Origin of the sequence: Stutzerimonas tarimensis (assembly GCF_042648805.1) — a bacterium.
Lineage (GTDB): Bacteria > Pseudomonadota > Gammaproteobacteria > Pseudomonadales > Pseudomonadaceae > Azomonas > Azomonas tarimensis.
Genome location: NZ_JBHRXZ010000002.1, coordinates 132,565 through 152,300, shown reverse-complemented (window position 1 = coordinate 152,300; position 19,736 = coordinate 132,565). Strand labels below are relative to the sequence as shown.

General features: G+C 64.1%; 19 protein-coding genes. 10 read left to right on the top strand and 9 right to left on the bottom strand.

The genetic code is table 11. The annotated features are described in order from the left end of the window. Window positions 1-10: 10 nt before the first annotated feature. Window positions 11-1,684, bottom strand: coding sequence for a 2-isopropylmalate synthase (gene leuA, locus ACFOMF_RS01635; protein WP_386360567.1), 1,674 nt, complete (start codon window positions 1,682-1,684; stop codon window positions 11-13). A gap of 267 nt (window positions 1,685-1,951) precedes the next feature. On the opposite strand from leuA, the gene ACFOMF_RS01630 reads away from it, so the two are divergent. Together ACFOMF_RS01630 and ACFOMF_RS01625 are read left to right on the top strand one after the other, a co-directional pair. Continuing rightward, window positions 1,952-2,323, top strand: a complete 372-nt coding sequence (locus ACFOMF_RS01630; RefSeq protein WP_386360565.1) for a DUF2946 domain-containing protein — start codon at window positions 1,952-1,954, stop codon at window positions 2,321-2,323. Between the two features lie 63 nt (window positions 2,324-2,386). Beyond that, window positions 2,387-4,579 carry a TonB-dependent copper receptor gene (locus tag ACFOMF_RS01625; RefSeq protein ID WP_386360661.1) on the top strand — a complete coding sequence of 731 codons (2,193 nt, stop codon included), beginning with the start codon at window positions 2,387-2,389 and terminating at the stop codon, window positions 4,577-4,579. An 86-nt stretch (window positions 4,580-4,665) separates the two neighbouring features. Here the strand turns inward: ACFOMF_RS01625 and ACFOMF_RS01620 are convergent, their stop codons facing one another. Beyond that, window positions 4,666-5,565, bottom strand: coding sequence for a chemotaxis protein (locus tag ACFOMF_RS01620; RefSeq protein ID WP_386360563.1), 900 nt, complete (start codon window positions 5,563-5,565; stop codon window positions 4,666-4,668). Window positions 5,566-5,647: 82 nt separating this feature from the next. Next, on the bottom strand, window positions 5,648-6,469 hold the full coding sequence (locus ACFOMF_RS01615; protein WP_386360561.1) for a peptidoglycan DD-metalloendopeptidase family protein: 822 nt from the start codon (window positions 6,467-6,469) through the stop codon (window positions 5,648-5,650). 230 nt (window positions 6,470-6,699) lie between these two features. On the opposite strand from ACFOMF_RS01615, the gene ACFOMF_RS01610 reads away from it, so the two are divergent. Continuing rightward, window positions 6,700-7,107 carry a DUF2750 domain-containing protein gene (locus ACFOMF_RS01610; RefSeq protein WP_386360559.1) on the top strand — a complete coding sequence of 136 codons (408 nt, stop codon included), beginning with the start codon at window positions 6,700-6,702 and terminating at the stop codon, window positions 7,105-7,107. 49 nt (window positions 7,108-7,156) lie between these two features. Here the strand turns inward: ACFOMF_RS01610 and ACFOMF_RS01605 are convergent, their stop codons facing one another. Both ACFOMF_RS01605 and xseA read right to left on the bottom strand, forming a co-directional pair. After that, on the bottom strand, window positions 7,157-8,401 hold the full coding sequence (locus ACFOMF_RS01605; protein ID WP_386360557.1) for a mechanosensitive ion channel family protein: 1,245 nt from the start codon (window positions 8,399-8,401) through the stop codon (window positions 7,157-7,159). Between the two features lie 18 nt (window positions 8,402-8,419). After that, window positions 8,420-9,796, bottom strand: a complete 1,377-nt coding sequence (gene xseA, locus ACFOMF_RS01600; RefSeq protein ID WP_386360555.1) for an exodeoxyribonuclease VII large subunit — start codon at window positions 9,794-9,796, stop codon at window positions 8,420-8,422. A 179-nt stretch (window positions 9,797-9,975) separates the two neighbouring features. Here xseA and guaB point away from each other — a divergent pair, with 179 nt between their 5' ends. The 3 genes from guaB (at window position 9,976) to ACFOMF_RS01585 (ending at window position 13,718) form a co-directional block, all read left to right on the top strand. Next, window positions 9,976-11,445 (top strand): IMP dehydrogenase, encoded by a 1,470-nt coding sequence (guaB, locus tag ACFOMF_RS01595; RefSeq protein ID WP_386360554.1) that lies wholly within the window; start codon window positions 9,976-9,978, stop codon window positions 11,443-11,445. A gap of 124 nt (window positions 11,446-11,569) precedes the next feature. Then, window positions 11,570-13,150: a glutamine-hydrolyzing GMP synthase gene (gene guaA / locus ACFOMF_RS01590; protein ID WP_386360552.1), complete on the top strand. Its 1,581-nt coding sequence runs from the start codon at window positions 11,570-11,572 to the stop codon at window positions 13,148-13,150. A 199-nt stretch (window positions 13,151-13,349) separates the two neighbouring features. Further along, complete coding sequence (locus ACFOMF_RS01585) at window positions 13,350-13,718, top strand: 2Fe-2S iron-sulfur cluster-binding protein (RefSeq protein WP_386360550.1); 369 nt, start codon at window positions 13,350-13,352, stop codon at window positions 13,716-13,718. Window positions 13,719-13,766: 48 nt separating this feature from the next. Here the strand turns inward: ACFOMF_RS01585 and ACFOMF_RS01580 are convergent, their stop codons facing one another. Next, window positions 13,767-14,021 (bottom strand): hypothetical protein, encoded by a 255-nt coding sequence (locus ACFOMF_RS01580; protein ID WP_386360548.1) that lies wholly within the window; start codon window positions 14,019-14,021, stop codon window positions 13,767-13,769. 18 nt (window positions 14,022-14,039) lie between these two features. Continuing rightward, complete coding sequence (locus ACFOMF_RS01575) at window positions 14,040-14,510, bottom strand: NifB/NifX family molybdenum-iron cluster-binding protein (protein ID WP_386360547.1); 471 nt, start codon at window positions 14,508-14,510, stop codon at window positions 14,040-14,042. Between the two features lie 237 nt (window positions 14,511-14,747). Here ACFOMF_RS01575 and ACFOMF_RS01570 point away from each other — a divergent pair, with 237 nt between their 5' ends. The 3 genes from ACFOMF_RS01570 (at window position 14,748) to tadA (ending at window position 17,133) form a co-directional block, all read left to right on the top strand. After that, window positions 14,748-15,059: a hypothetical protein gene (locus ACFOMF_RS01570; RefSeq protein ID WP_386360545.1), complete on the top strand. Its 312-nt coding sequence runs from the start codon at window positions 14,748-14,750 to the stop codon at window positions 15,057-15,059. A 129-nt stretch (window positions 15,060-15,188) separates the two neighbouring features. Then, complete coding sequence (locus ACFOMF_RS01565; protein ID WP_386360543.1) at window positions 15,189-16,559, top strand: multicopper oxidase family protein; 1,371 nt, start codon at window positions 15,189-15,191, stop codon at window positions 16,557-16,559. Between the two features lie 76 nt (window positions 16,560-16,635). Beyond that, complete coding sequence (gene tadA / locus ACFOMF_RS01560) at window positions 16,636-17,133, top strand: tRNA adenosine(34) deaminase TadA (protein WP_386360541.1); 498 nt, start codon at window positions 16,636-16,638, stop codon at window positions 17,131-17,133. Here the strand turns inward: tadA and ACFOMF_RS01555 are convergent. After that, window positions 17,121-18,227 carry an ABC transporter ATP-binding protein gene (locus tag ACFOMF_RS01555; RefSeq protein WP_386360539.1) on the bottom strand — a complete coding sequence of 369 codons (1,107 nt, stop codon included), beginning with the start codon at window positions 18,225-18,227 and terminating at the stop codon, window positions 17,121-17,123. The two genes, tadA and ACFOMF_RS01555, sit on opposite strands and share 13 nt — an antisense overlap. Then, entirely contained in the window at window positions 18,224-19,141 is a 918-nt protein-coding gene (argF, locus tag ACFOMF_RS01550; protein WP_386360537.1) for an ornithine carbamoyltransferase, read from the bottom strand. Before argF ends, ACFOMF_RS01555 begins: the two co-directional genes overlap by 4 nt. A 249-nt stretch (window positions 19,142-19,390) precedes the next feature. Between argF and grxD the strand changes: the two genes are divergently transcribed. Then, window positions 19,391-19,717 carry a Grx4 family monothiol glutaredoxin gene (gene grxD, locus ACFOMF_RS01545; RefSeq protein ID WP_386360535.1) on the top strand — a complete coding sequence of 109 codons (327 nt, stop codon included), beginning with the start codon at window positions 19,391-19,393 and terminating at the stop codon, window positions 19,715-19,717. Window positions 19,718-19,736 lie beyond the last annotated feature (19 nt).

Genomic DNA, 19,736 nt, shown 5'->3' with positions numbered 1-19,736 from the left:
CAGCAGCAGGTCAGGCCGCGGCGCGGTCGGCGCTGTCCTGCAGTGCCCGGTTCAGGGCGCTGAACAGGGCGCGGAAGCTGGCGGTGGTAATGTTCTCGTCGATGCCGATGCCGTACAGCGCACGGCCTCCCTCGACCCGCAGTTCCACGTAGGCCGCGGCCTGGGCGTTGGTCCCGCCGCCGATGGCGTGCTCATGATAGTCCATGATTTCCACGGCCACGGGCAGGCCGGCCACCAGCGCTTCGAGCGGCCCCTTGCCGATGCCCTGCCAATGGCGCGCCTCACCCTGGTCGAGTACCTCGACATTCACCGCGCAGGTGCCGTTTTCCTCGTGCAGGCGATGCCCCTTGAAGCCGTAGGGCGCATTCGCATCGAGGTATTCGCGGCGCAGCAGCGCGTGGATCTGCCCGGCCGTCATTTCCAGCCCGTGACGGTCGGTTTCCTTCTGCACCACCTGGCTGAACTCGATCTGCAGGCGACGCGGCAGGGTGAGACCGTATTCCTGCTCCAGCAAAAAGGTGATGCCGCCCTTGCCGGACTGGCTGTTCACCCTGATCACCGCCTCATAGCTGCGGCCGATATCGGCCGGGTCGATGGGCAGGTAGGGGACCTCCCAGACGCCGTTCGGGTCTTGCCGGGCAAAACCCTTGCGAATCGCATCCTGATGGGAGCCGGAGAAGGCGGTGTGCACCAGGTCGCCCACATAGGGATGCCGCGGGTGTACCGGCAAGCTGTTGCATTCCTCCACCACCTTGCGCACGCCGTCGATGTCGGAGAAATCCAGTTCGGGGTCGACGCCCTGGGTGTAGAGGTTCAGCGCCAGGGTCACCAGATCCACGTTGCCGGTGCGCTCGCCGTTGCCGAACAGGCAGCCTTCCACCCGATCGGCACCGGCCATCAGCCCCAACTCGGTGGCTGCCACGCCGGTGCCGCGGTCGTTGTGGGTATGCAGGCTGACCAGCACGCTGTCGCGGCGGTCAACGTGGCGGCAAAAGTACTCGATCTGATCGGCGTAGATGTTCGGCGTGGCGGCCTCGACGGTGGCCGGCAGGTTGAGGATCAGCTTCTGTTCAGGTGTCGGCTGGAACACCTCGACCACCGCGTTGCACACCTCGACGGAAAACTCCGGTTCGGTAGAGCTGAAGATTTCCGGCGAGTACTCGAAGCGCCAGTCGGTCTCCGGGTTCTGTTCAGCCAGGCGCTTGATGATCCTGCCGGCGTTCACGGCGATGCCGACCACACCCGCCTTGTCCTGATTGAAGACGATGCGGCGGAAGCTCGGCGCGGTGGCGTTGTAGTAGTGGACGATGGCCTGCTTGGCCCCCTTGAGCGATTCGAAGGTGCGGGTGATCAGGTCCTCGCGGGCCTGGGTCAGCACCTGGATGGTCACGTCGTCGGGGATGTGACCGTCCTCGATCAGGGTGCGCACGAAGTCGAAGTCGGTTTGCGAAGCCGAGGGGAAGCCCACCTCGATCTGCTTCACCCCGACCTGCACCAGGATCTGGAAGAAGCGCAGCTTCTTCTCCGCATCCATCGGCTCGATCAGCGACTGGTTGCCGTCGCGCAGATCGGAGCTGAGCCAGATCGGCGCCTTGTCGATCACCTTGTTTGGCCAGGTGCGGTCAGGCAGCGCAATTGGGGTGAACGAGCGGTACTTGGCGGAGGGATCTCTGAGCATTGCCATGGTGGGCTCCTTCGCGTTGGCAGGTGTTGAGATGCCGAAACAAGAGTGGATGGCGGACATTTAGCGGTTTGTTTTATTTTCTATCAACCTTTCTTTTGAAATTGGCAGAAACGACTTGCAAGCTGGGTTTTTCGACGAAAAATTGCGCCATTCGAGAGCTTTGATTCAACCTGTTGCGCGGCCTTGTGTCGCCTTCACAAACCCCTGTTTCGCGTTAAACTGCCGCGCAACGAGCCGGCAGCCTGCCGGTGTGGGAGCAGATGGCCTGTGATCCGCCGTTACAAACGACTGGCAGCCTGGCTTGGCCTTTTCGCCATGCTCATGGCTCTTGCCGGCCCGTTGTATTCGCAGCTCCGTGCCCTCGACAGCGTTGCGCTGGCCCAGATCGACCTCTCGGCGCTGCACTGCGGCGTGGGCGCAGAGGGTGTTCACCAGGGCCCGCCTGCCTGGGTCCATCATCTCGAGCAGTGCGGCTATTGCGACCTGTTGGCACAGAACCCGGCGCTCGCATCGCGGCCCGCCTGGCCGGTGCCCTTACCTGCCCCTGTCTCGCGCCTGATCCCTTCGCCCGAGCAGGGGCAGTTCCGGGAGCCCAGTTACCGTCTGCGGGCCCGCGGGCCACCCTCGATCCACGCCTGATCGGACACACCCAGCGCCTGGTGGTACCCGTCCGCCGGGCACTCGTTCGTAGATTGCGTGGATCTGACCATGACTGTCCATTCTTGCACTGCGCAGGCGCGCTTTCGCCTGCGTCGCGGCCAGCTGCCGCACCTTCCCTTGCGACCTCTCAGCGCCTGCGCCTGCGCCGGGCTGCTTGGCCTACTGGTACCCTCCGCTTCCGCCTCCGCCTTCGCGCTGAGCGAGGATGCCGTCGAGCTGCCGCCGCTGGTGATCACCAGCACGGCGCTCCACGCCCCGGTGACCGTCGAGACCAACCCGAAAACGCCACGCCAGCCAGTGCCGGCCAGCGACGGTGCGGATTACCTGAAAACCATTCCCGGCTTTTCTGCCGTACGTAACGGCGGCGTGAATGGTGATCCGGCGTTTCGCGGCATGTTCGGCTCGCGCATCCGCCTGCTCAACAACGGCGGCGAAATGCTTGGCGCATGCCCCAGTCGCATGGACTCGCCCAGCTCCTACATCAGCCCGGAAACCTATGACCGGTTGACCGTCATCAAGGGCCCCCAGACCGTGCTCTGGGGGCCTGGTGCGTCGGCCGCCACGGTTCGCTTTGATCGCGAGCCCGAGCGATTCGAGAAACCGGAATGGCGCCTGGATACGACGCTGCTGGCCGGATCCAACGGGCGTTTCGATCGACGCATCGACGTCGCCGCCGGCGCTGAGCAAGGCTACGCGCGGCTACTGGCAAACAGCTCCCAGTCGGACGACTACCGGGATGGCGACAACCAGACCGTGCCGTCGCGCTTTCACAAGTGGAACAGCGAGGCCGTGCTCGGCTGGGCGCCCGATGCCGGCACGTTGCTGGAGTTGACGCTGGGGCGAGGTGACGGCGAGGCGCGCTATGCCGGCCGCGGCATGGACGGCTCGCAGTTCGAGCGCAACAGTGCGTCGCTGCGCTTCGAAAAATTCTACATCGGCGAGACCTTCCACGGGATCGAGGCGCAGGTCTACTACAACTACGCCGACCACATCATGGACAACTTCCGTCTGCGCGACTTCAGGCCAAGCGCCATGATGCCGGGCGAGACCTTTTCCCGGGTCGACCGCCGCACCCTGGGCGGCCGGCTGATCGGCACCTGGCGCTGGAGCGAGGTGGAAGTGAAGGCGGGCGTGGATGCCCAGCGTAGCGAACATCGCAAGTCGATGAACCCTGCGTTGCCGGTCAACCAGATGACTACGCTTGCCGCCGGAACTGAACTGCCCTGGGTGGCAGATGCCCGCATGCATAACTTTGGAGTGTTCGGCGAAGCCACCTGGAAGCTCGATCACGAACAGCGGCTGATCGGCGGCCTGCGCCTGGATCGCGCCGAGGCGACCGACGAGCGCGCCTATTTCAGCAGCCATCATCCGACCCTGAAGAACATGATGGGGATGCCGATCACGCAGGACTGGGCGAACCCCGGCGCCGGCAAGACTCGCCAAGGCCGGCTCTACAGTGGCTTCCTGCGTTACGAACAGGATCTGACCCAGCTGCCGGCCACCTGGTACGCTGGTCTTGGTCATGCCGAACGCTTTCCCGACTACTGGGAGCTATTCGTCAGCAATCCTGGCCCGGTCGGCAGCGAGTTGCCCTTCGGGTCGGTCAGACCCGAGAAGACCACGCAACTCGACGTGGGCCTGCAGTACCGTCAGGGCCCGCTGGAGGCCTGGGTATCGGCGTACGCCGGCTTGGTCGAGGATTACATTCTGTTTCGCGACGTGCCCGGAGTGATGCCTGGCATGACTCGTGCGGTCGTCGATAACGTCGACGCCCGCATCGCTGGCGCCGAAGCCGGGGCGAGCTATCGCTTCACCCCGCGCTGGAAGGGCGATGCGACCCTGGCCTTCGCCTGGGGAGAGAACACCTCGGACGACCGCGCGCTACCGCAGATCCCGCCGCTGGAAGCACGCCTGGGACTGACCTACGAGCGCGGCGACTGGAGTACCGCTGGCCTCTGGCGCCTGGTCGCCGCGCAGAAGCGTATGGCCGAAGGCGAAGGCACGGTGGTCGGGCGCGACTTCGACCAAAGCGCCGGGTTCGGCGTGCTCTCGGTCAATGGCGCCTGGCGGGTCAACAGGCGGCTCAAGCTCAGTGCCGGTGTGGACAACCTGCTCGACAAGACCTACAGCGAACATCTGAACCTGGCGGGCAACGCAGGCTTCGGCTTTCCGGGTGACGAGCGGATCAACGAGCCGGGGCGCACCGGCTGGGTGAGGATGGATCTGGGTTTTTAGCCACAGATGCCAAGCTGCAAGCTGTCCGGCGCTGGACGGATCATGGAAGTCGATTCCAGGTAGCGTCGTGCTTCAGGCTTGCAGCTTCAACGACCATGTATTGCCTTCGCCGCCCTGACAAGGCACTTGGCCAGTTCCGGTGGCGAGAACTTGGTTAGGATGTCATTGGCACCGGCGGCCTTGGCTTTCTCCATGTTCATGGTGCTATCCAGCGAGGTGTGCAGCAGGACGTAGAGCCCCGAATAGCGGGGGTCGTTGCGCAAGGTGCGGGCAAGGGCGTAGCCGTCCATTTCCGGCATCTCGATGTCCGAGACCACCACATTGATCTGATCGGGAGTTCCCCGCAGCGCTTCCAGACGCTCCATCGCTTCCCGCGCGCCCCGTACGGCGTGATAGGCCACGCCCAGCTGCTTCAGGGTGTTTGCCGACTGGTGCAGGGCGACCTGGCTGTCGTCCACCACCAGGGCGCGGGTTTCCGACAGCAGCTGCACCTCCTCGATGTCCAGCCCGGACACGTCCGGCTCGATCGGCGCAGGGGTGATGCCGTGGATGATCTTTTCGATATCCAGAATCTGCACCAGTTGCCCATCCACCTGAGCCGTTCCGGTGACGTAAGAACGACCTCGAGTGCCAAAGGACGGCGCAAGAATGTCCGAAGTGCGGCACTGCACGATGCGGTTGACCGCCTGGACCTGCAGGCCCTGCTTCGAACGGCTGACCTCGGTGACGATCAGGCAGCCGCCGTCGGGGTTCTGGAGGGCGGGCTCGCCCAGCGCCCGGCTCAGGTCGATCACCGACAGCGCCGCTCCGCGCAGCGTGGCGACGCCCTTCACATGCGGGTGCGCTTCAGGCAGGCGGGTCAGTGGCGGACAGGGAATGATTTCGCTGACCTTGAGCAAATTGAGCGCCAGCAGCTTCTCGCTTCTCAGGGTGAACAGCAGCAAGGAGAGGGTATCGTTTGCGGCCACAGCGGCTGGACTGGACATGTGCGCTTCCTACGTCGATGTTGCAAGGGCTTCTGAGCCGGTCGTGCAAGCGTATCGGCCATTGGCGACAGAACAATAGCGTTCAGGGGCTGAAGGCTCCAATAAAGATCGCCGGATCGACCCGTACATCGTTGAGGCTGACGTTCCAATGCAGGTGTGGGCCGGTGGCACGGCCTGTGGCACCCACCTTGCCGACCACGCCGCCGCGCTCGACCCGGTCGCCGACTTTCACGTCGAACGCCGACAGGTGACAAAACATGCTGATCAGGCCCTGGCCATGGTCGACGAACACGGTCTTGCCATTGAAGAAGTAATCACCCACCAGGGTGACCTCACCCGCGGCCGGTGCCTTGATGGGGGTGCCGGTGGACACCGCGAAGTCCAGGCCGGAGTGCGGGTTGCGCTCTTCGCCATTGAAGAAGCGGCGCAGACCGAAGGGGCTGGACAGCCGGCCATCCACCGGCCGGTCAAAGTAGAGGTTGCTGGGCTGGGTCGGGCTGAAGCGTCGATAGGCCTGGGTCTGCTCGGCCAGTTCGCGTCTGATGCGTTTCAGGTCGTCCGGGTTGGGGGTCACCTGACGCTGGTTCTTCAGCGTGATGTGCTGGGCCTGATACTCCCGAGGCTGCACTTCGAAAGCGACGGGTCGACCCTCCACCTCGAGTCGCTGGGTGCCGGCCGGCGTATTCAATGGAACGCCGACAACCGCTATCCAGCGCTGGCCGTCCTCTCGCACCACCAGCACCGGCCTGTCCTGATAGCGAACCCTTGGGGCTTCGGGGCCATTACCCAGGGCTACCACTGCCACGCCGCCCGGCACTGGCTTGTTCAGCAGGCGGGAGAGGAAGCCTTCGGCCTGTGCCGGCACGGCAAGTATGAATGACAACATCAGCAACAGGATCGGCATGGACGCTCCTCGGGCGTGTGGCAGGCGCAGGCGACCAAGGTAGCGCGGTACAGCGCGTGCGGCCAGCGCCTGGCCAGAGCAGATTACCAGAGGTAACCAGGTCGCCATCCGATCTGGTAACGGCCCGGCTTATCGATCAGGCGGCTGGAGCACTTCTTGCAATATTTCAGTTCTGGCGAAATCGTTCAGCCGGTACCGAGGCCCTCATCGGGGCACAAGAGGAGAGATGCATGCGTTATACCCCCACCGAAAGCGAGTATGCCGCCGTACCGAGAATGAGCGACGGGGAGCGGCTCGATTACTTCCTGACCCGGGTTTTCGAGACCGATGAAGTCTGGTTCCTGAAAAACCCGATGCGGCCCTTCGAGCGTTCGCTGGGAGGCACTATCTATCTGCCGGTCTGGCCCTACAGACGCTTTGCCAGTGAGGCTGCGCTCGAGCAGTGGCAGGACTGCGTGCCCTCATCGGTGTCGCTGGACCATTACCTCGAGATCATGCTCGCCGAACAGGTCAGCCCTGGTGCGCTGATCGAGATCATGCCTCGCGGTGAGGCGGCCGGTTGCGTGATCACGCCGGTCCGCTTGCGCTCGATCCTCGAAGCCATGATCGACGTCGGTTCCTACCACCTCGACGGCTGATCGCACCCGCCATTCCTTGTCGTAAAGCTAACAGCCGGGGCGGCTGAAATCAGCTCGGGGCGCCAAGCCGGACCTGGCGCAGATCCTGGCCCGAGGGATGTTGAAAAGCCTGCAGGCCGAATTCCGGCAGGATCGCCAGCAGATGGTCGAAGATGTCCGACTGGATACCCTCGTACTGAACCCAGGCGATGGTGTTGGTAAAACAGTAGATCTCGAGCGGCAGGCCGTTGGCGGTCGGCGTCAGCTGGCGGACTATGAGGATCATTCCCTGATGGACCCGTGGATGGCTGCGCAGATAGCGCTCCACATAGGCACGGAACGAGCCCAGGTTGGTGATGCGACGGGTGTTCACCGGCTCCAGGCCCTGCTCTTTCAGGTTGCGGTTCCAATCGTCCACTTCCCTCTGCTTTTCATCCAGGTATCCCTGCAGCAGGCTGAAACGGTGCAGTCGCTGGCATTCCTCCTGGGTAAGAAAGTGAACGCTCTGCTGATCCAGCAGCAGACTGCGCTTGATCCGTCGGCCGCCGGATTCCCGCATGCCGCGCCAGTTCTTGAACGGGTCGGTGATGAAGCGCTTGGTGGGGATGGTCGTGATGGTCTTGTCCCAGTTCTGCACCTTCACCGTGTGCAGGGCGATATCGATCACATCGCCGTCGGCGTTCAGTTGTGGCATCTCCACCCAGTCGCCGACCCGCAGGATGTCGTTGGAAGCGATCTGTACGCTGGCCACCAGCGACAGCAGGGTGTCCTGGAAAATCAGCAACAGCACCGCGGCCATGGCGCCGAGCCCGGAAAGCAGAATCAGGGGCGAGCGGTCGATCAGGGTGGCGATCACCAATACCGTGGCGACGGCGTAGACGATGATCTGGGCCACCTGGACATAGCCCTTGATCGGCTTCATATGGGCGTCGGGGCGGCGTTGATAGAGCGCATTGAGTAGAGACAGCAGGCCGCCGATGGCGAGCGCGATGGTCAGCACCACGAAGGCGCTGCAGACATTGCGCACCACGGTCACTGCGGCATCCGGCAGACCAGGCACCAGCCCTACGCCGGCCGAAAGGATCAAGGCCGGAACGATATTGGCCAGGCGCCTGATGATGTGCGAGTCGCCCAGGGCCTTGTCCTGGCCCAGCGACGTGGCCCGCAGCAAGCGATAGAGCCCCTGCACCAGCACCCGCTTGACCAGCCAGTTGCCGGTCCAGGCGACCAGCACCAGCAGGGTGGCGCTGAGGAGGGTATGCAGGCCGGGATAGCTGTGCAGCCATTCCAGGGTCGTTGCGTAGTGTTCGCTCATGGCAGTCCTTGCACAGGCCTAAAGAAGCGGAAGGGTAGCGGGCTCTCGCTCGGGGGCTTCGACCCGCAGTGCCAGTTCGCCTTCGCCGAGCAGCGCCCTGAGGTGCTGTCCGGGACGGACCTGCCCGGGACTGCGGATCGCCTGGCCCCGGTCATCCAGCAGGATGCTGTAGCCGCGGCCGAGGGTTGCCAGTGGGCTGACCACCTGCAGGGTCTGGGCGAGGCCTTGTAGCCGCTGCTGGCGTACGTCCAGCTGTGCCCGCATCGCCCGTGGCAAGCGCGCCTGCAGATGTTCCACGCGTTGCCCCAGCAGTTTCAGCGCGCGACCGGGGTGCTGGGCTGCCAGCCGGGTATCGAGTCGAGCCAGGCGCTCCTGGCCGGCGCACAGGCGCCGGTCGACCGCACGCAGCAGCCGCTGTTCCAGGTCGTCCACCCGCTGGGCCTGCTGTTGCAGGCGCTCGCCCGGATGACGCAGGCGCCGGGTGAGGCCGTCCAGCCGCAGCTGTTCGCGCTTCAATCGCTCTCGCGCACAATGAAGCAGGCGCCGGCGCAGGACCTCCAGGCGCAGTTCGAGATCGCCGCTATGGGGTGCCAGGAGCTCGGCGGCGGCGGAGGGGGTCGGTGCCCGCACGTCAGCGACAAAGTCGGCGATGGAGACGTCCGTCTCGTGGCCCACTGCGCAGACGATGGGCGTCTGGCAGCCGGCCACGGCCCGGGCCACGGCCTCCTCGTTGAAGCACCAGAGGTCCTCGAGCGAGCCGCCGCCGCGGGCCAGAATCAGCGCGTCGAACCCCTGGACGTCGGCCAGTTGCAGGGCTCGGACGATCTGCGCGGTGGCGTCACGCCCCTGCACGGCCGTGGGCACGAGGGTCAGCTCGACTTGTGGTGCGCGTCGGCCAAACACGCTGACGATGTCGCGGATAACCGCGCCAGTGGGTGAGCTGACGATACCGATACGCCGGGGATGGGCGGGCAGGGCGCGTTTGCCCTCGGCGGCGAACAGGCCCTCGGCGCCGAGGCGTTCCTTCAGTGCCTCGAAGGCCAGGCGCAGGGCACCATCGCCGGCGGGCTCGACGCTGTCGAGGATCAACTGGTAGTCGCCGCGGCCCTCGAACAGCGAGACCTTGCCGCGCACCTTCACCGCAAGCCCGTCCCGCAGGGCCTGCCGTACCCGCTGGGCACTCTGCCGGAACAGCGCGCAGCGCACCTGGGCACTGCTGTCCTTAAGGGTGAAATAGACATGCCCCGAAGCAGGGCGGGCCAGGTTGGAAATCTCCCCTTCGACCCAGATCTGAGCGAACACATCCTCGAGGAGCATGCGTGCGCGGCCATTGAGCTGACTGACGGTAAGGATTTCGCGATCCAAGGCTAGGCGTTCGAAGGGGTCTTTTAGCATTTCGACATGATACGGCCTGGCGAGGCGGAACCACAGCCCGTCCGGTGAATGGAACCAATGCCATGCTCTCCGGTTAAGCAGATACCGGCTGCAATAACAGTGGCGTGCGCGCATTGAGCCGGTTCCCGCGGATCGCTATAATGCCGCGCTTCCTTTTTCCCGCCTGGGGAGCCCCCGCCATGCTGCGTATCAGCCAAGAAGCTCTGACGTTCGACGATGTTCTCCTGATCCCAGGTTATTCCGAGGTTCTGCCCAAGGATGTCAGCCTCAAGACCCGCCTGACCCGGGGGATCGAGCTGAATATTCCGCTGGTTTCCGCCGCGATGGATACCGTCACCGAATCGCGTCTGGCCATTGCCATGGCCCAGGAAGGCGGCATCGGCATCATCCACAAGAACATGACCGTCGAGCAACAGGCTGCCGAGGTGCGCAAGGTCAAGCGTCATGAGACCGCCATCGTCCGCGACCCGGCCACCGTCAGCTCCGATACCAAGATCTTCGAATTGCTGGTCAAGGCTCGCGAATACGGCTTTTCCGGCTTCCCGGTGGTGGACAAGGGCGAACTGGTGGGCATCGTGACCGGCCGCGACCTGCGGGTGAATCCGGATGCGGGTGACACCGTGGCGGCGATCATGACTCCCAAGGACAAGCTGATCACCGTCGAGGAGGGCACCGGCCTCGAAGAGATCAAGGCGCGCCTGTACGAGCACCGCATCGAAAAGATGCTGGTGGTCGACCGTGACTTCCAGCTGCGTGGACTGGTGACCTTCCGCGACATCGAAAAGGCCAAGAGCTACCCGCTGGCGTCGAAGGACGAGCAGGGCCGCCTGCGCGTCGGTGCGGCAGTGGGCACCGGCGCCGACACCCCCGAGCGGATTTCCGCATTGGTGGCCGCCGGCGTCGATGTGGTGGTGGTCGACACTGCCCACGGCCATTCCAAGGGCGTGATCGACCGGGTGCGCTGGACCAAGGAGAACTTCCCGGACGTCCAGGTGATCGGCGGCAACATCGCCACCGCCGAGGCGGCCCTGGCGCTGGTCGAGGCTGGCGCCGACGCGGTCAAGGTGGGCATCGGTCCGGGCTCGATCTGCACCACCCGGATCGTCGCCGGGGTCGGTGTACCGCAGATCAGCGCCATCGCCAACGTTTCCGCGGCCCTGGCCAAGACCGGCGTTCCGATGATCGCCGACGGCGGCATCCGTTTCTCCGGTGACCTGTCCAAGGCCATCGTCGCGGGCGCCAACGCGGTGATGATGGGCTCCATGTTCGCCGGCACCGAAGAGGCCCCGGGCGAAGTGGAGCTGTTCCAGGGACGCTCCTACAAGGCCTACCGTGGCATGGGCTCGCTCGGCGCCATGGCGCAGAGCCAGGGCTCGTCCGACCGCTACTTCCAGGACTCCTCAGCCGGTGCCGAGAAACTGGTTCCGGAAGGCATCGAAGGCCGCGTCCCCTACAAGGGCGCCCTGTCTGCGATTGTCCACCAACTGATGGGCGGCCTGCGTTCTTCCATGGGCTACACCGGCTGCGCCACCATCGACGAGATGCGCACCAGGCCGGAATTCGTCCGCATCACTGGTGCCGGCATGGCCGAATCGCACGTGCATGATGTGCAGATCACGAAAGAAGCGCCGAATTACCGCGTTGGCTGAGCCTTGCTCAGCCAACTAGCCTCAAGCCTCAAGCCTCAAGCCTCAAGCTACAAGTATGGGCCGCTTCTGTTTGCGGCTTGCAACTTGAAGCTTGCGGCTCAACTTCTTCATCGAGAGCCCGCACATGGCCACCCATGACATCCACGCCCACCGCATCCTCATCCTGGATTTCGGTTCCCAGTACACTCAACTGATCGCCCGGCGTGTGCGTGAGCTCGGCGTCTATTGCGAGCTGCACCCGTTCGACATGAGCGACGAGGACATTCGCGCCTTCGCGCCGCGCGGCATCATCCTCGCCGGCGGGCCTGAATCGGTGCATGCCGAGGGCAGTCCGAGGGCGCCGCAGGCGGTGTTCGAGCTTGGCGTGCCGCTGCTGGGGATCTGCTACGGCATGCAGACCATGTCCGAGCAACTGGGCGGCCGCGTGGAAGGCTCAAGCGTCCGTGAGTTCGGTTATGCCCGTGTCGATCTGGTGGGCAAGTCGCGCCTGTTCGACGGCATCGAAGACCACATGGACGACGATGGCGTGTTCGGCCTCGACGTCTGGATGAGCCACGGTGACAAGGTCACCCAGCTGCCGGAAGGCTTCCACATCATCGCCAGCACCCCGAGTTGCCCGATCGCGGCAATGGGCGACGAGGGCCGGCATTACTACGGCGTGCAGTTCCACCCGGAAGTGACCCACACCCGCCAGGGCGGTCGCATCCTGTCGCGTTTCCTGCTGGAGATCTGTGGCTGCGAGGCGCTGTGGACGCCCTCCAACATCGTCGAGGATCTGGTCGAGCAGGTCCGTGCCCAGGTGGGAAGCGACAACGTGCTGCTCGGCCTCTCCGGCGGGGTGGATTCCTCGGTGGTGGCAGCGCTGCTGCACAAGGCCATCGGCGACCAACTGACTTGCGTGTTCGTCGACAATGGCCTGCTGCGTCTGCACGAAGGCGACCAGGTGATGGCCATGTTCGCCGAGAACATGGGCGTCAAGGTGATCCGCGCCGACGCCGAGGCTCAGTTCCTCGGCAATCTGGAAGGCGAGGCGGACCCGGAGAAGAAGCGCAAGATCATCGGCCGCACCTTCATCGACGTGTTCGATGCACAGGCCAGCCGGCTGACCAACATCAGGTTCCTGGCCCAGGGCACCATCTACCCGGACGTGATCGAGTCGGCCGGCACCAAAAACGGCAAGGCCCACGTGATCAAGTCCCACCACAACGTGGGAGGACTGCCGGAGGAGATGAACCTCAAGCTGGTCGAGCCGCTGCGCGAGCTGTTCAAGGATGAAGTGCGCAAGATCGGCCTGGAGCTGGGCCTGCCTTACGACATGGTCTACCGCCACCCCTTCCCGGGTCCGGGCCTGGGCGTGCGAATCCTTGGCGAGGTCAAGAAGGAGTACGCCGACCTGCTGCGCCGGGCCGACGACATCTTCATCAGCGAACTGCGCAAGGCCGACTGGTACCACAAGGTCAGCCAGGCTTTCGTGGTGTTCCAGCCGGTCAAATCCGTGGGTGTGGTCGGCGACGGTCGCCGTTACGCCTGGGTCGTCGCGCTGCGTGCGGTGGAAACCATCGACTTCATGACCGCGCGCTGGGCGCACCTGCCTTATGAGCTGCTGGAGAAAGTCTCCAACCGCATCATCAACGAGATCGAAGGCATCTCGCGCGTCACCTACGACGTGTCGAGCAAGCCGCCGGCGACCATCGAGTGGGAGTGATCCCACGTTGACCTGAAAAGCCCTAGCTTATGCCAGGGCTTTTTGCTTTCAGGGCCTGGTTCGGGCTTTGGCGTCGGAGGGTTCATACCTTAGGCTATAACCACAATAAATGTATGGCTAAAGTGGCCGGCATGGTGTTCAGTGGCTATGCCAGGCAGCAAGGTGACTGCATGGCCTGATGAACATGGAGAACGTCGCTATGGCTACTGTTTATTTTTCGTCGCCGCTGATGGCGCACAACAAGAAGGTCCAGGCTGTCGCCGGCAAGCGCTCCACCCTGCTCGGTGTGGCCAAGGAAAACGGGATCAAGATCCCCTTCGAGTGCCAGGATGGCGAGTGCGGGTCTTGCCTGGTGAAGATCACCCATCTTGATGGCGAGCGGATCAAGGGCATGATGCTGACCGACAAGGAGCGCAACGTTCTGAAGTCCGTGGGCAAACTGCCCAAGTCCGAGGAGGAGCGGGCCGCCGTGCGTGATATCCCGCCGACCTATCGTCTGGCGTGCCAGACCATCGTCACTGACGAGGATCTGTTGGTGGAGTTCACCGGGGAGCCCGGCGGCGCCTGATCCTGTATCTGCAGCGAAGCCCCCTGGCGGGGGCTTTCGTGTTTCAGGTCAGTCGCTTTCGCCCCAGAGAACCTGATCGATCTCATGCATCAGGTATTCGTTGTGCTTGATCCCGCGGGCGATCGTCTCGGCCTCGTCCTGGCTGTACCCGTGCAGGGTGAAGGTGGTTCGGCCGGCTGGCTCTTCTTCGTAGAAAAGCTGGACATCCAGTCGCCAGGTCTCGGCATGGGTGGCATCGCTACGCAGGCACAGGTAGGCCTTGAGCTTGTTCTCGAGTCGGGTAATCAGGTTCAGGACTTCCATCTCTGTCAGGGCGCCACGTTATTCGGCCCATTCCTCCTCTGCGTCCACGGTGAATCCGCCACTGCCGCGCTTGGCCTTGCGCTTGAGGATGTTTTCCAACCAGCGCTCGGGCGTGCCGGCGAGTTGGCTTTGCAGCTCCTCTACCAGGTCGGCCACATCCGGGCCCTCGGCGACCTGCACGGGGGAGATGTCCAGGGCGATCAGCTGGCGGGAAGCCGAGCCGCCGATCGAGCCGCAATAGACGATGTCGCAACCCACCAGCCAGGCGAGCTTCGGCTTGAGCTTGTCCTCGTTGCCGTCGCGCTTTTCCTGCCCGAAACGCTGGCTTGCGACCGCTTCGCTGCCCGCTGCGCGAACTCGGTGGACGTAGAACGCCGCCGCTGACCCGAAGTGCTCATCGACCATGTCCCCGTCCGATGAGGCGAAGGCCACCAACAGGTCGTTGGGCTCTGCTGCGATCTCTGCCACGCATTGCACTTGCTCGTTCATGCTCCCGGCCTCGTCATGGCTATCGTCAACGGCTGACTGGTTTCGTATTTGCAAAGCTAAGGTGACGACCTCAAGGAATTTCGGCGCCACGAGGGCATAGCAAGAAGCAGGCCCGCTGTTTTACCGGGCTACAGCGCCTGTTTTCAGCACCTGACAAGCCATGCAGCGCCGGGGCCCCGACATTTGTCCGCCTTGGTTTGTCGTTTTTGTAACAGGCCTGACAAGAGGAGACAGCCATTGAACATCTGGGCGCTCGACAAGCACCAGGATATCCGCCACGTACTGCTGCTTCTGGCGGAGCAACTTGGTCCTGATGCCTTCACGCTGGATCTCGAAGCATCGCGCGATCCCTGTGCCGTGTTCCTTCAGCATCGCGCCGAACAAGGGGTGCGCGCCTGGCTGCATGTCCTCGGGCAAGCGCCGGGGCGCTACGGATTGCATCTGGAATATCCGGCGACCAGCGAGACGTTCGACAACCTTGGCCTGTCCAGCCTGGTTGGAGTGCTGGCGGTGCATTTCGATGTGTCGGAGATCCAGCCGCTGCCCTGAGCGATAGCTGGGCGAGGAGAGTAATTCTCATTTAGAATGACGCGGCCTGCTTGTGCCCATACCTGTGCCACAGGCGCCTTCCGCCAGAGAAGGCCCTGAACCCACGCCACCGACTGGAGGAACACCGAGATGTCGATTACCCGCAGACATATGCTGGCGGGCCTGGCGGGACTGGGTATGGCCGGGCTGGGCGTAGGGGGTGCGCGTCATCTGCTGGGCCGCTCCGCCGCGCGGCGCACCCATGAGTATGAACTCATTGCTGCGCCCCAGGAGCTGGAGTTGGTGAAAGGGCATCGCACGCCCGCCTGGGCCTATGGTGGTCGGGCTCCGGGCACCGAGCTGCGGGCACGCCAGGGAGACTGGTTGCGGGTTCGCTTCATCAATCACCTGCCGGAGCCTTCGACCATTCACTGGCACGGCATACGCCTGCCTCTGGAAATGGACGGTGTGCCCTACGTCTCGCAGCTGCCGGTATTGCCGGGTGAGTCATTCGACTATCACTTCCAGGTGCCGGATGCCGGCAGCTTCTGGTACCACCCGCACACCGCCAGCGGCGAGCAGCTTGGTCGCGGGCTGGTCGGTCCGCTGATCGTCGAGGAGCGCGAGCCTTCGGGCTTTGCCCACGAAGCCCTGCTCAACCTCAAATCCTGGCACGTCGACGAGGCGGGCGCCTTCACCCATTTCAGCGTGGCCCGTGAAGCCGCTCGCGGCGGTACGCCGGGGCGTCTGTCCACGGTCAATGGCAGCCACCAGCCCAGGCTCGAACTGCCCGCTGGCAGGATCGTAAGGTTGCGCATCATCAACCTGGACAACACCGTTACCTATCGTCTGCGGCTGCCTGGCGCCGAAGCGCGAATCTATGCGCTGGATGGCAATCCCGTGCAGCCGGTGGCGATGGGTGCTGATTACTGGCTGGGGCCTGGCATGCGTATCGAACTGGGTTTGCGGGTGCCCCCGGCAGGGCAGGAACTGGCGGTGCTCAACGGGCCGCTGCGCCTCGCCACGCTACGGGCGGTCGATGCCGATTCTGGCACTGACCAATGGCCCGCCGCCTTGCCGGCCAACCCCATTGCCGAGCCGGATCTGGAGCGCGCCGAACTGGTCCGCTTCAACTTCGAGTGGGTCGGAGCGGTATCGGTCAATCAGGAGGCGGGTGCCATGCCGAGCTTCTGGCAGATCAACGGGCAGGCCTGGGCCAATGATGATCCGCGCTGCGCCGAGCAGCCGCTGGTCACCCTGCAGCACGGGCGAAGCTACATCTTCGAAATGCGTAACCTCAGTCAGTACCAGCACCCGATCCACATCCACGGCATGACCTTCAAGGTTATCGGCTCCAACCGGCGCCGAATCGAACCCTGGTACACCGACACCTATCTGCTCGGCAAGAACGAGACCGCGCGCGTGGCGCTGGTTGCCGATAACCCAGGTGTATGGATGTTTCACTGTCATGTGGTCGATCACATGGAAACAGGATTGATGGGGGCCATCCGGGTGGTCTGATTGGACCGTGCGGAGCGCTTGCCAGCCCGGGCGCGTCGCTCGACAATAGCGTTCCTCGGAAAAGTCACCGCTCCTCATGCCCATTCCGCTGATCATCGACCGCAGCCGCGACCAGGATTTCATGGCGCTGGCGCTGGAACAGGCCCGATTGGGCGCCGCGCAGGGCGAGGTGCCGGTTGGTGCAGTGCTGGTGATGGGGGGCGAAGTGATCGGCGCTGGCTTCAATTGCCCGATCAGTCGCCATGACCCCAGTGCGCATGCGGAGATGGTGGCGATCCGCGCGGCTGCCGCGACACTGTCCAACTATCGGCTACCCAGCAGCACCCTCTACGTCACCCTGGAGCCCTGCAGCATGTGTGCGGGGCTTATCGTCCATTCACGCATCCAGCGAGTGGTCTATGGCGCGAGCGAGCCACGCGCCGGGGTCGCGGTCAGCCAGGGGCGCTTCTTCGAACAGGGGTTTCTCAATCATCGCGCCCTGGTGGAGGGCGGGGTACTGGCCGATGCCTGCGGCGCGGTGCTCAGCGATTTCTTCAGGTCCAGGCGGCAGAAGGCGCCGGGTCAGGCGGAATAGCGCCGCACGCCCTTGTCGCGGGCCAGTGCTTCGTGTGCGGCCACGCTTCCCTCGACCGGAAACACCACCAGATGGTCGGCCGCGATGCGGATGCCGATGAAGCTGCCTTCTGCGTAGTCGGCATGACTGGTGAAGATGGCTTCGAGCCGCGTCCCGGTGGACAGCTGCAGGCGGTAGAGCGTCGACGCACCGAGGAAGGTCTTGCCTACCACGAGCGCCGTGAGCGGGCTGTCCGGCACATGGACGATGTCGTCAGGACGCAGCAGGACGTCGACGGCACTGCCGGCCGGTAGCAGGTAGGCGCGGTTGCCGCGGATGGCGCCAAGTTCGGTCTGCACGGTCTCGGGTGCCAGCAACTGGCCGCGGATGAAATAGCCCTGGCCGATGAAGCTGGCCACGAAGGGAGTCAGCGGCTCGTGATAGAGGTTGAAGGGACTGTCCCACTGTTCCAGCCGACCCTCACGGAAGACACCGATCTGGTCGCTCACGGCGAAGGCCTCTTCCTGGTCATGGGTCACCAGAATGGCGCTGGTGCCGCGGCTCTTGAGGATGCTGCGCACTTCGTGGCTCAGGCGACGGCGCAGGTCGCCATCCAGATTGGAAAAGGGCTCATCAAGCAGCAGCAGCTCCGGCTCCGGTGCCAACGCCCGCGCCAGTGCCACCCGCTGTTGCTGGCCGCCGGACAATTCATGTGGGTAGCGTTTGCCGAGGTTGCCCAGATTGACCAGCTCGAGCATCTCACCAACGATTCGGGACGCCTGCGGATGCTTGCCGATACCAAAAGCCACGTTCTGCTCTACGCTCAGGTGCGGAAACAGAGCGTAATCCTGAAACACCATGCCGACCCGCCGACGCTCGGGGGAAAGCGTGAAGCCTGGGCGTGACAGCACTGCATCGCCGAGCTGTATCTCGCCGGCATGGACCGGCTCGAACCCGGCGATGGCCCGCAGTGTAGTGGTCTTGCCACACCCTGAGGGCCCGAGCAGACAACCGATGTCGCCCCGGTTGAGGTGCAGGTTCAGCGACTCGACGATGCGCTGGCCGTCATAACCGCAGGACAGATCGCGCAGGCTCAGCAGCCGTTCGGTACTCATGCGCGGAAGGCGGGCTCGACCAGGAATTCGAGCAGGGCCTTCTGCACATGCAGCCGGTTTTCAGCCTGGTCCCAGGCCACCGAGCGGGCATCGTCCAGCAGGTCTTCGCTGATTTCCTCACCCCTGTGTGCCGGCAGGCAGTGCATGAACAGCACGTCCGGTGCGGCAAGGTCGAGCAGCGTGGGCGTGACCTGATAAGGCCTGAAGCGCGCCAGGCGGTTCTCGGCGTCCTCTTCCTGGCCCATCGAGGCCCAGACATCGGTGCTGACCAGGTGTGCGCCTGCAACCGCCTCGCGTGGGTCGGTGCTCAGGCTGACGCGATCGCCGGCCAGGGCAAGCAGCTCCGCATCGGGGCCGTAGCCTGCGGGGCAGGCGATCTTCAGCTTGAAGTCGAACTGGATGGCCGCTTCGATATAGGTATTGCACATGTTGTTGCCGTCGCCGATCCAGCTCACCGTCTTGCCGGCGATGCTGCCGCGGTGCTCCTGGAAGGTTTGCATGTCGGCCAGTACCTGGCAGGGGTGCAGGTCATCGGAAAGGCCGTTGATCACCGGAACGCGCGAATTGGCGGCGAACTCGGTGAGCATACTGTGGGAGAAGGTGCGGATCATCACCGCATCGAGCATGCGCGACATGACGATGGCGGTGTCGCTGGTCGGTTCACCGCGGCCAAGCTGGGTGTCCCGCGGAGACAGGAAGATGGCCTGTCCGCCGAGCTGGATCATGCCGGCCTCGAATGACAGCCGGGTACGGGTCGACGCCTTCTCGAAAATCATGCCGAGAACGCGCCCCTTGAGCGGTTCGAACAGGACGCCGCGCTCGCGCAGTTCCTTCAACTCGATGCCGCGACGGATCAGCGCGTTGAGCTCCCCGGGTGTGCAGTCCATCAAGGAGAGAAAGTGTCTTGCGCTCATGAGTCATCACCTTTGTTGCCACCCGTCGCGGCCCGTACGTTCCTGGGAACGGGCGTGCCGGCGACAAGGGCCGCCCAGCAAAGCGACGAAGCGGGGAAAGGCGGGATCTTATCGAGAAGGCCCCCCTGACGCAAATGGCCCTAACGACTGTCGGGTCGTCTGCCGGGACGCTCGGGGCCAGCCGGGGCTCGGCTTTCAGGCGGGCTTTCCGGTACACTGGCGCTCAACCGTTTTCAGCCGAGGTAGCCCATGGATATCATCGAAACCATCAAAGAGCAGATCGAGAACAACCCTGTCCTGCTGTACATGAAGGGCTCGCCCAATGCGCCGCAGTGCGGGTTTTCCGCCCGTGCCGTACAGGCGCTGATGAGCTGCGGCGAGAAGTTCGCCTACGTGGACATCCTGCAGAACCCGGACATCCGTACGACGCTGCCGAAGTACGCCAACTGGCCTACCTTCCCGCAGCTGTGGCTCAACGGCGAACTGGTTGGCGGCAGCGATATCATCAGCGAGCTGCATGAGAAAGGCGAACTGCCGGGGATGGTCAAGGCCGCCGCCGGTAGCGCCGAAGCCTGATCGGCCCGATGGTCATGAA

What these genes read in the sequence shown, in the direction of transcription:
- ACFOMF_RS01580 (WP_386360548.1), bottom strand. Translation starts at nt 14,021, where the DNA reads ATGGAAGTCCTGAACCTGATTACCCGACTCGAGAACAAGCTCAAGGCC.
- grxD (WP_386360535.1), top strand. Translation starts at nt 19,391, where the DNA reads ATGGATATCATCGAAACCATCAAAGAGCAGATCGAGAACAACCCTGTC.
- ACFOMF_RS01610 (WP_386360559.1), top strand. Translation starts at nt 6,700, where the DNA reads ATGCGTTATACCCCCACCGAAAGCGAGTATGCCGCCGTACCGAGAATG.
- ACFOMF_RS01615 (WP_386360561.1), bottom strand. Translation starts at nt 6,469, where the DNA reads ATGCCGATCCTGTTGCTGATGTTGTCATTCATACTTGCCGTGCCGGCA.
- ACFOMF_RS01605 (WP_386360557.1), bottom strand. Translation starts at nt 8,401, where the DNA reads ATGAGCGAACACTACGCAACGACCCTGGAATGGCTGCACAGCTATCCC.
- tadA (WP_386360541.1), top strand. Translation starts at nt 16,636, where the DNA reads ATGCCCATTCCGCTGATCATCGACCGCAGCCGCGACCAGGATTTCATG.
- ACFOMF_RS01555 (WP_386360539.1), bottom strand. Translation starts at nt 18,227, where the DNA reads ATGAGTACCGAACGGCTGCTGAGCCTGCGCGATCTGTCCTGCGGTTAT.
- argF (WP_386360537.1), bottom strand. Translation starts at nt 19,141, where the DNA reads ATGAGCGCAAGACACTTTCTCTCCTTGATGGACTGCACACCCGGGGAG.
- leuA (WP_386360567.1), bottom strand. Translation starts at nt 1,684, where the DNA reads ATGGCAATGCTCAGAGATCCCTCCGCCAAGTACCGCTCGTTCACCCCA.
- guaB (WP_386360554.1), top strand. Translation starts at nt 9,976, where the DNA reads ATGCTGCGTATCAGCCAAGAAGCTCTGACGTTCGACGATGTTCTCCTG.
- xseA (WP_386360555.1), bottom strand. Translation starts at nt 9,796, where the DNA reads ATGCTAAAAGACCCCTTCGAACGCCTAGCCTTGGATCGCGAAATCCTT.
- ACFOMF_RS01620 (WP_386360563.1), bottom strand. Translation starts at nt 5,565, where the DNA reads ATGTCCAGTCCAGCCGCTGTGGCCGCAAACGATACCCTCTCCTTGCTG.
- ACFOMF_RS01565 (WP_386360543.1), top strand. Translation starts at nt 15,189, where the DNA reads ATGTCGATTACCCGCAGACATATGCTGGCGGGCCTGGCGGGACTGGGT.
- ACFOMF_RS01585 (WP_386360550.1), top strand. Translation starts at nt 13,350, where the DNA reads ATGGCTACTGTTTATTTTTCGTCGCCGCTGATGGCGCACAACAAGAAG.
- guaA (WP_386360552.1), top strand. Translation starts at nt 11,570, where the DNA reads ATGGCCACCCATGACATCCACGCCCACCGCATCCTCATCCTGGATTTC.
- ACFOMF_RS01575 (WP_386360547.1), bottom strand. Translation starts at nt 14,510, where the DNA reads ATGAACGAGCAAGTGCAATGCGTGGCAGAGATCGCAGCAGAGCCCAAC.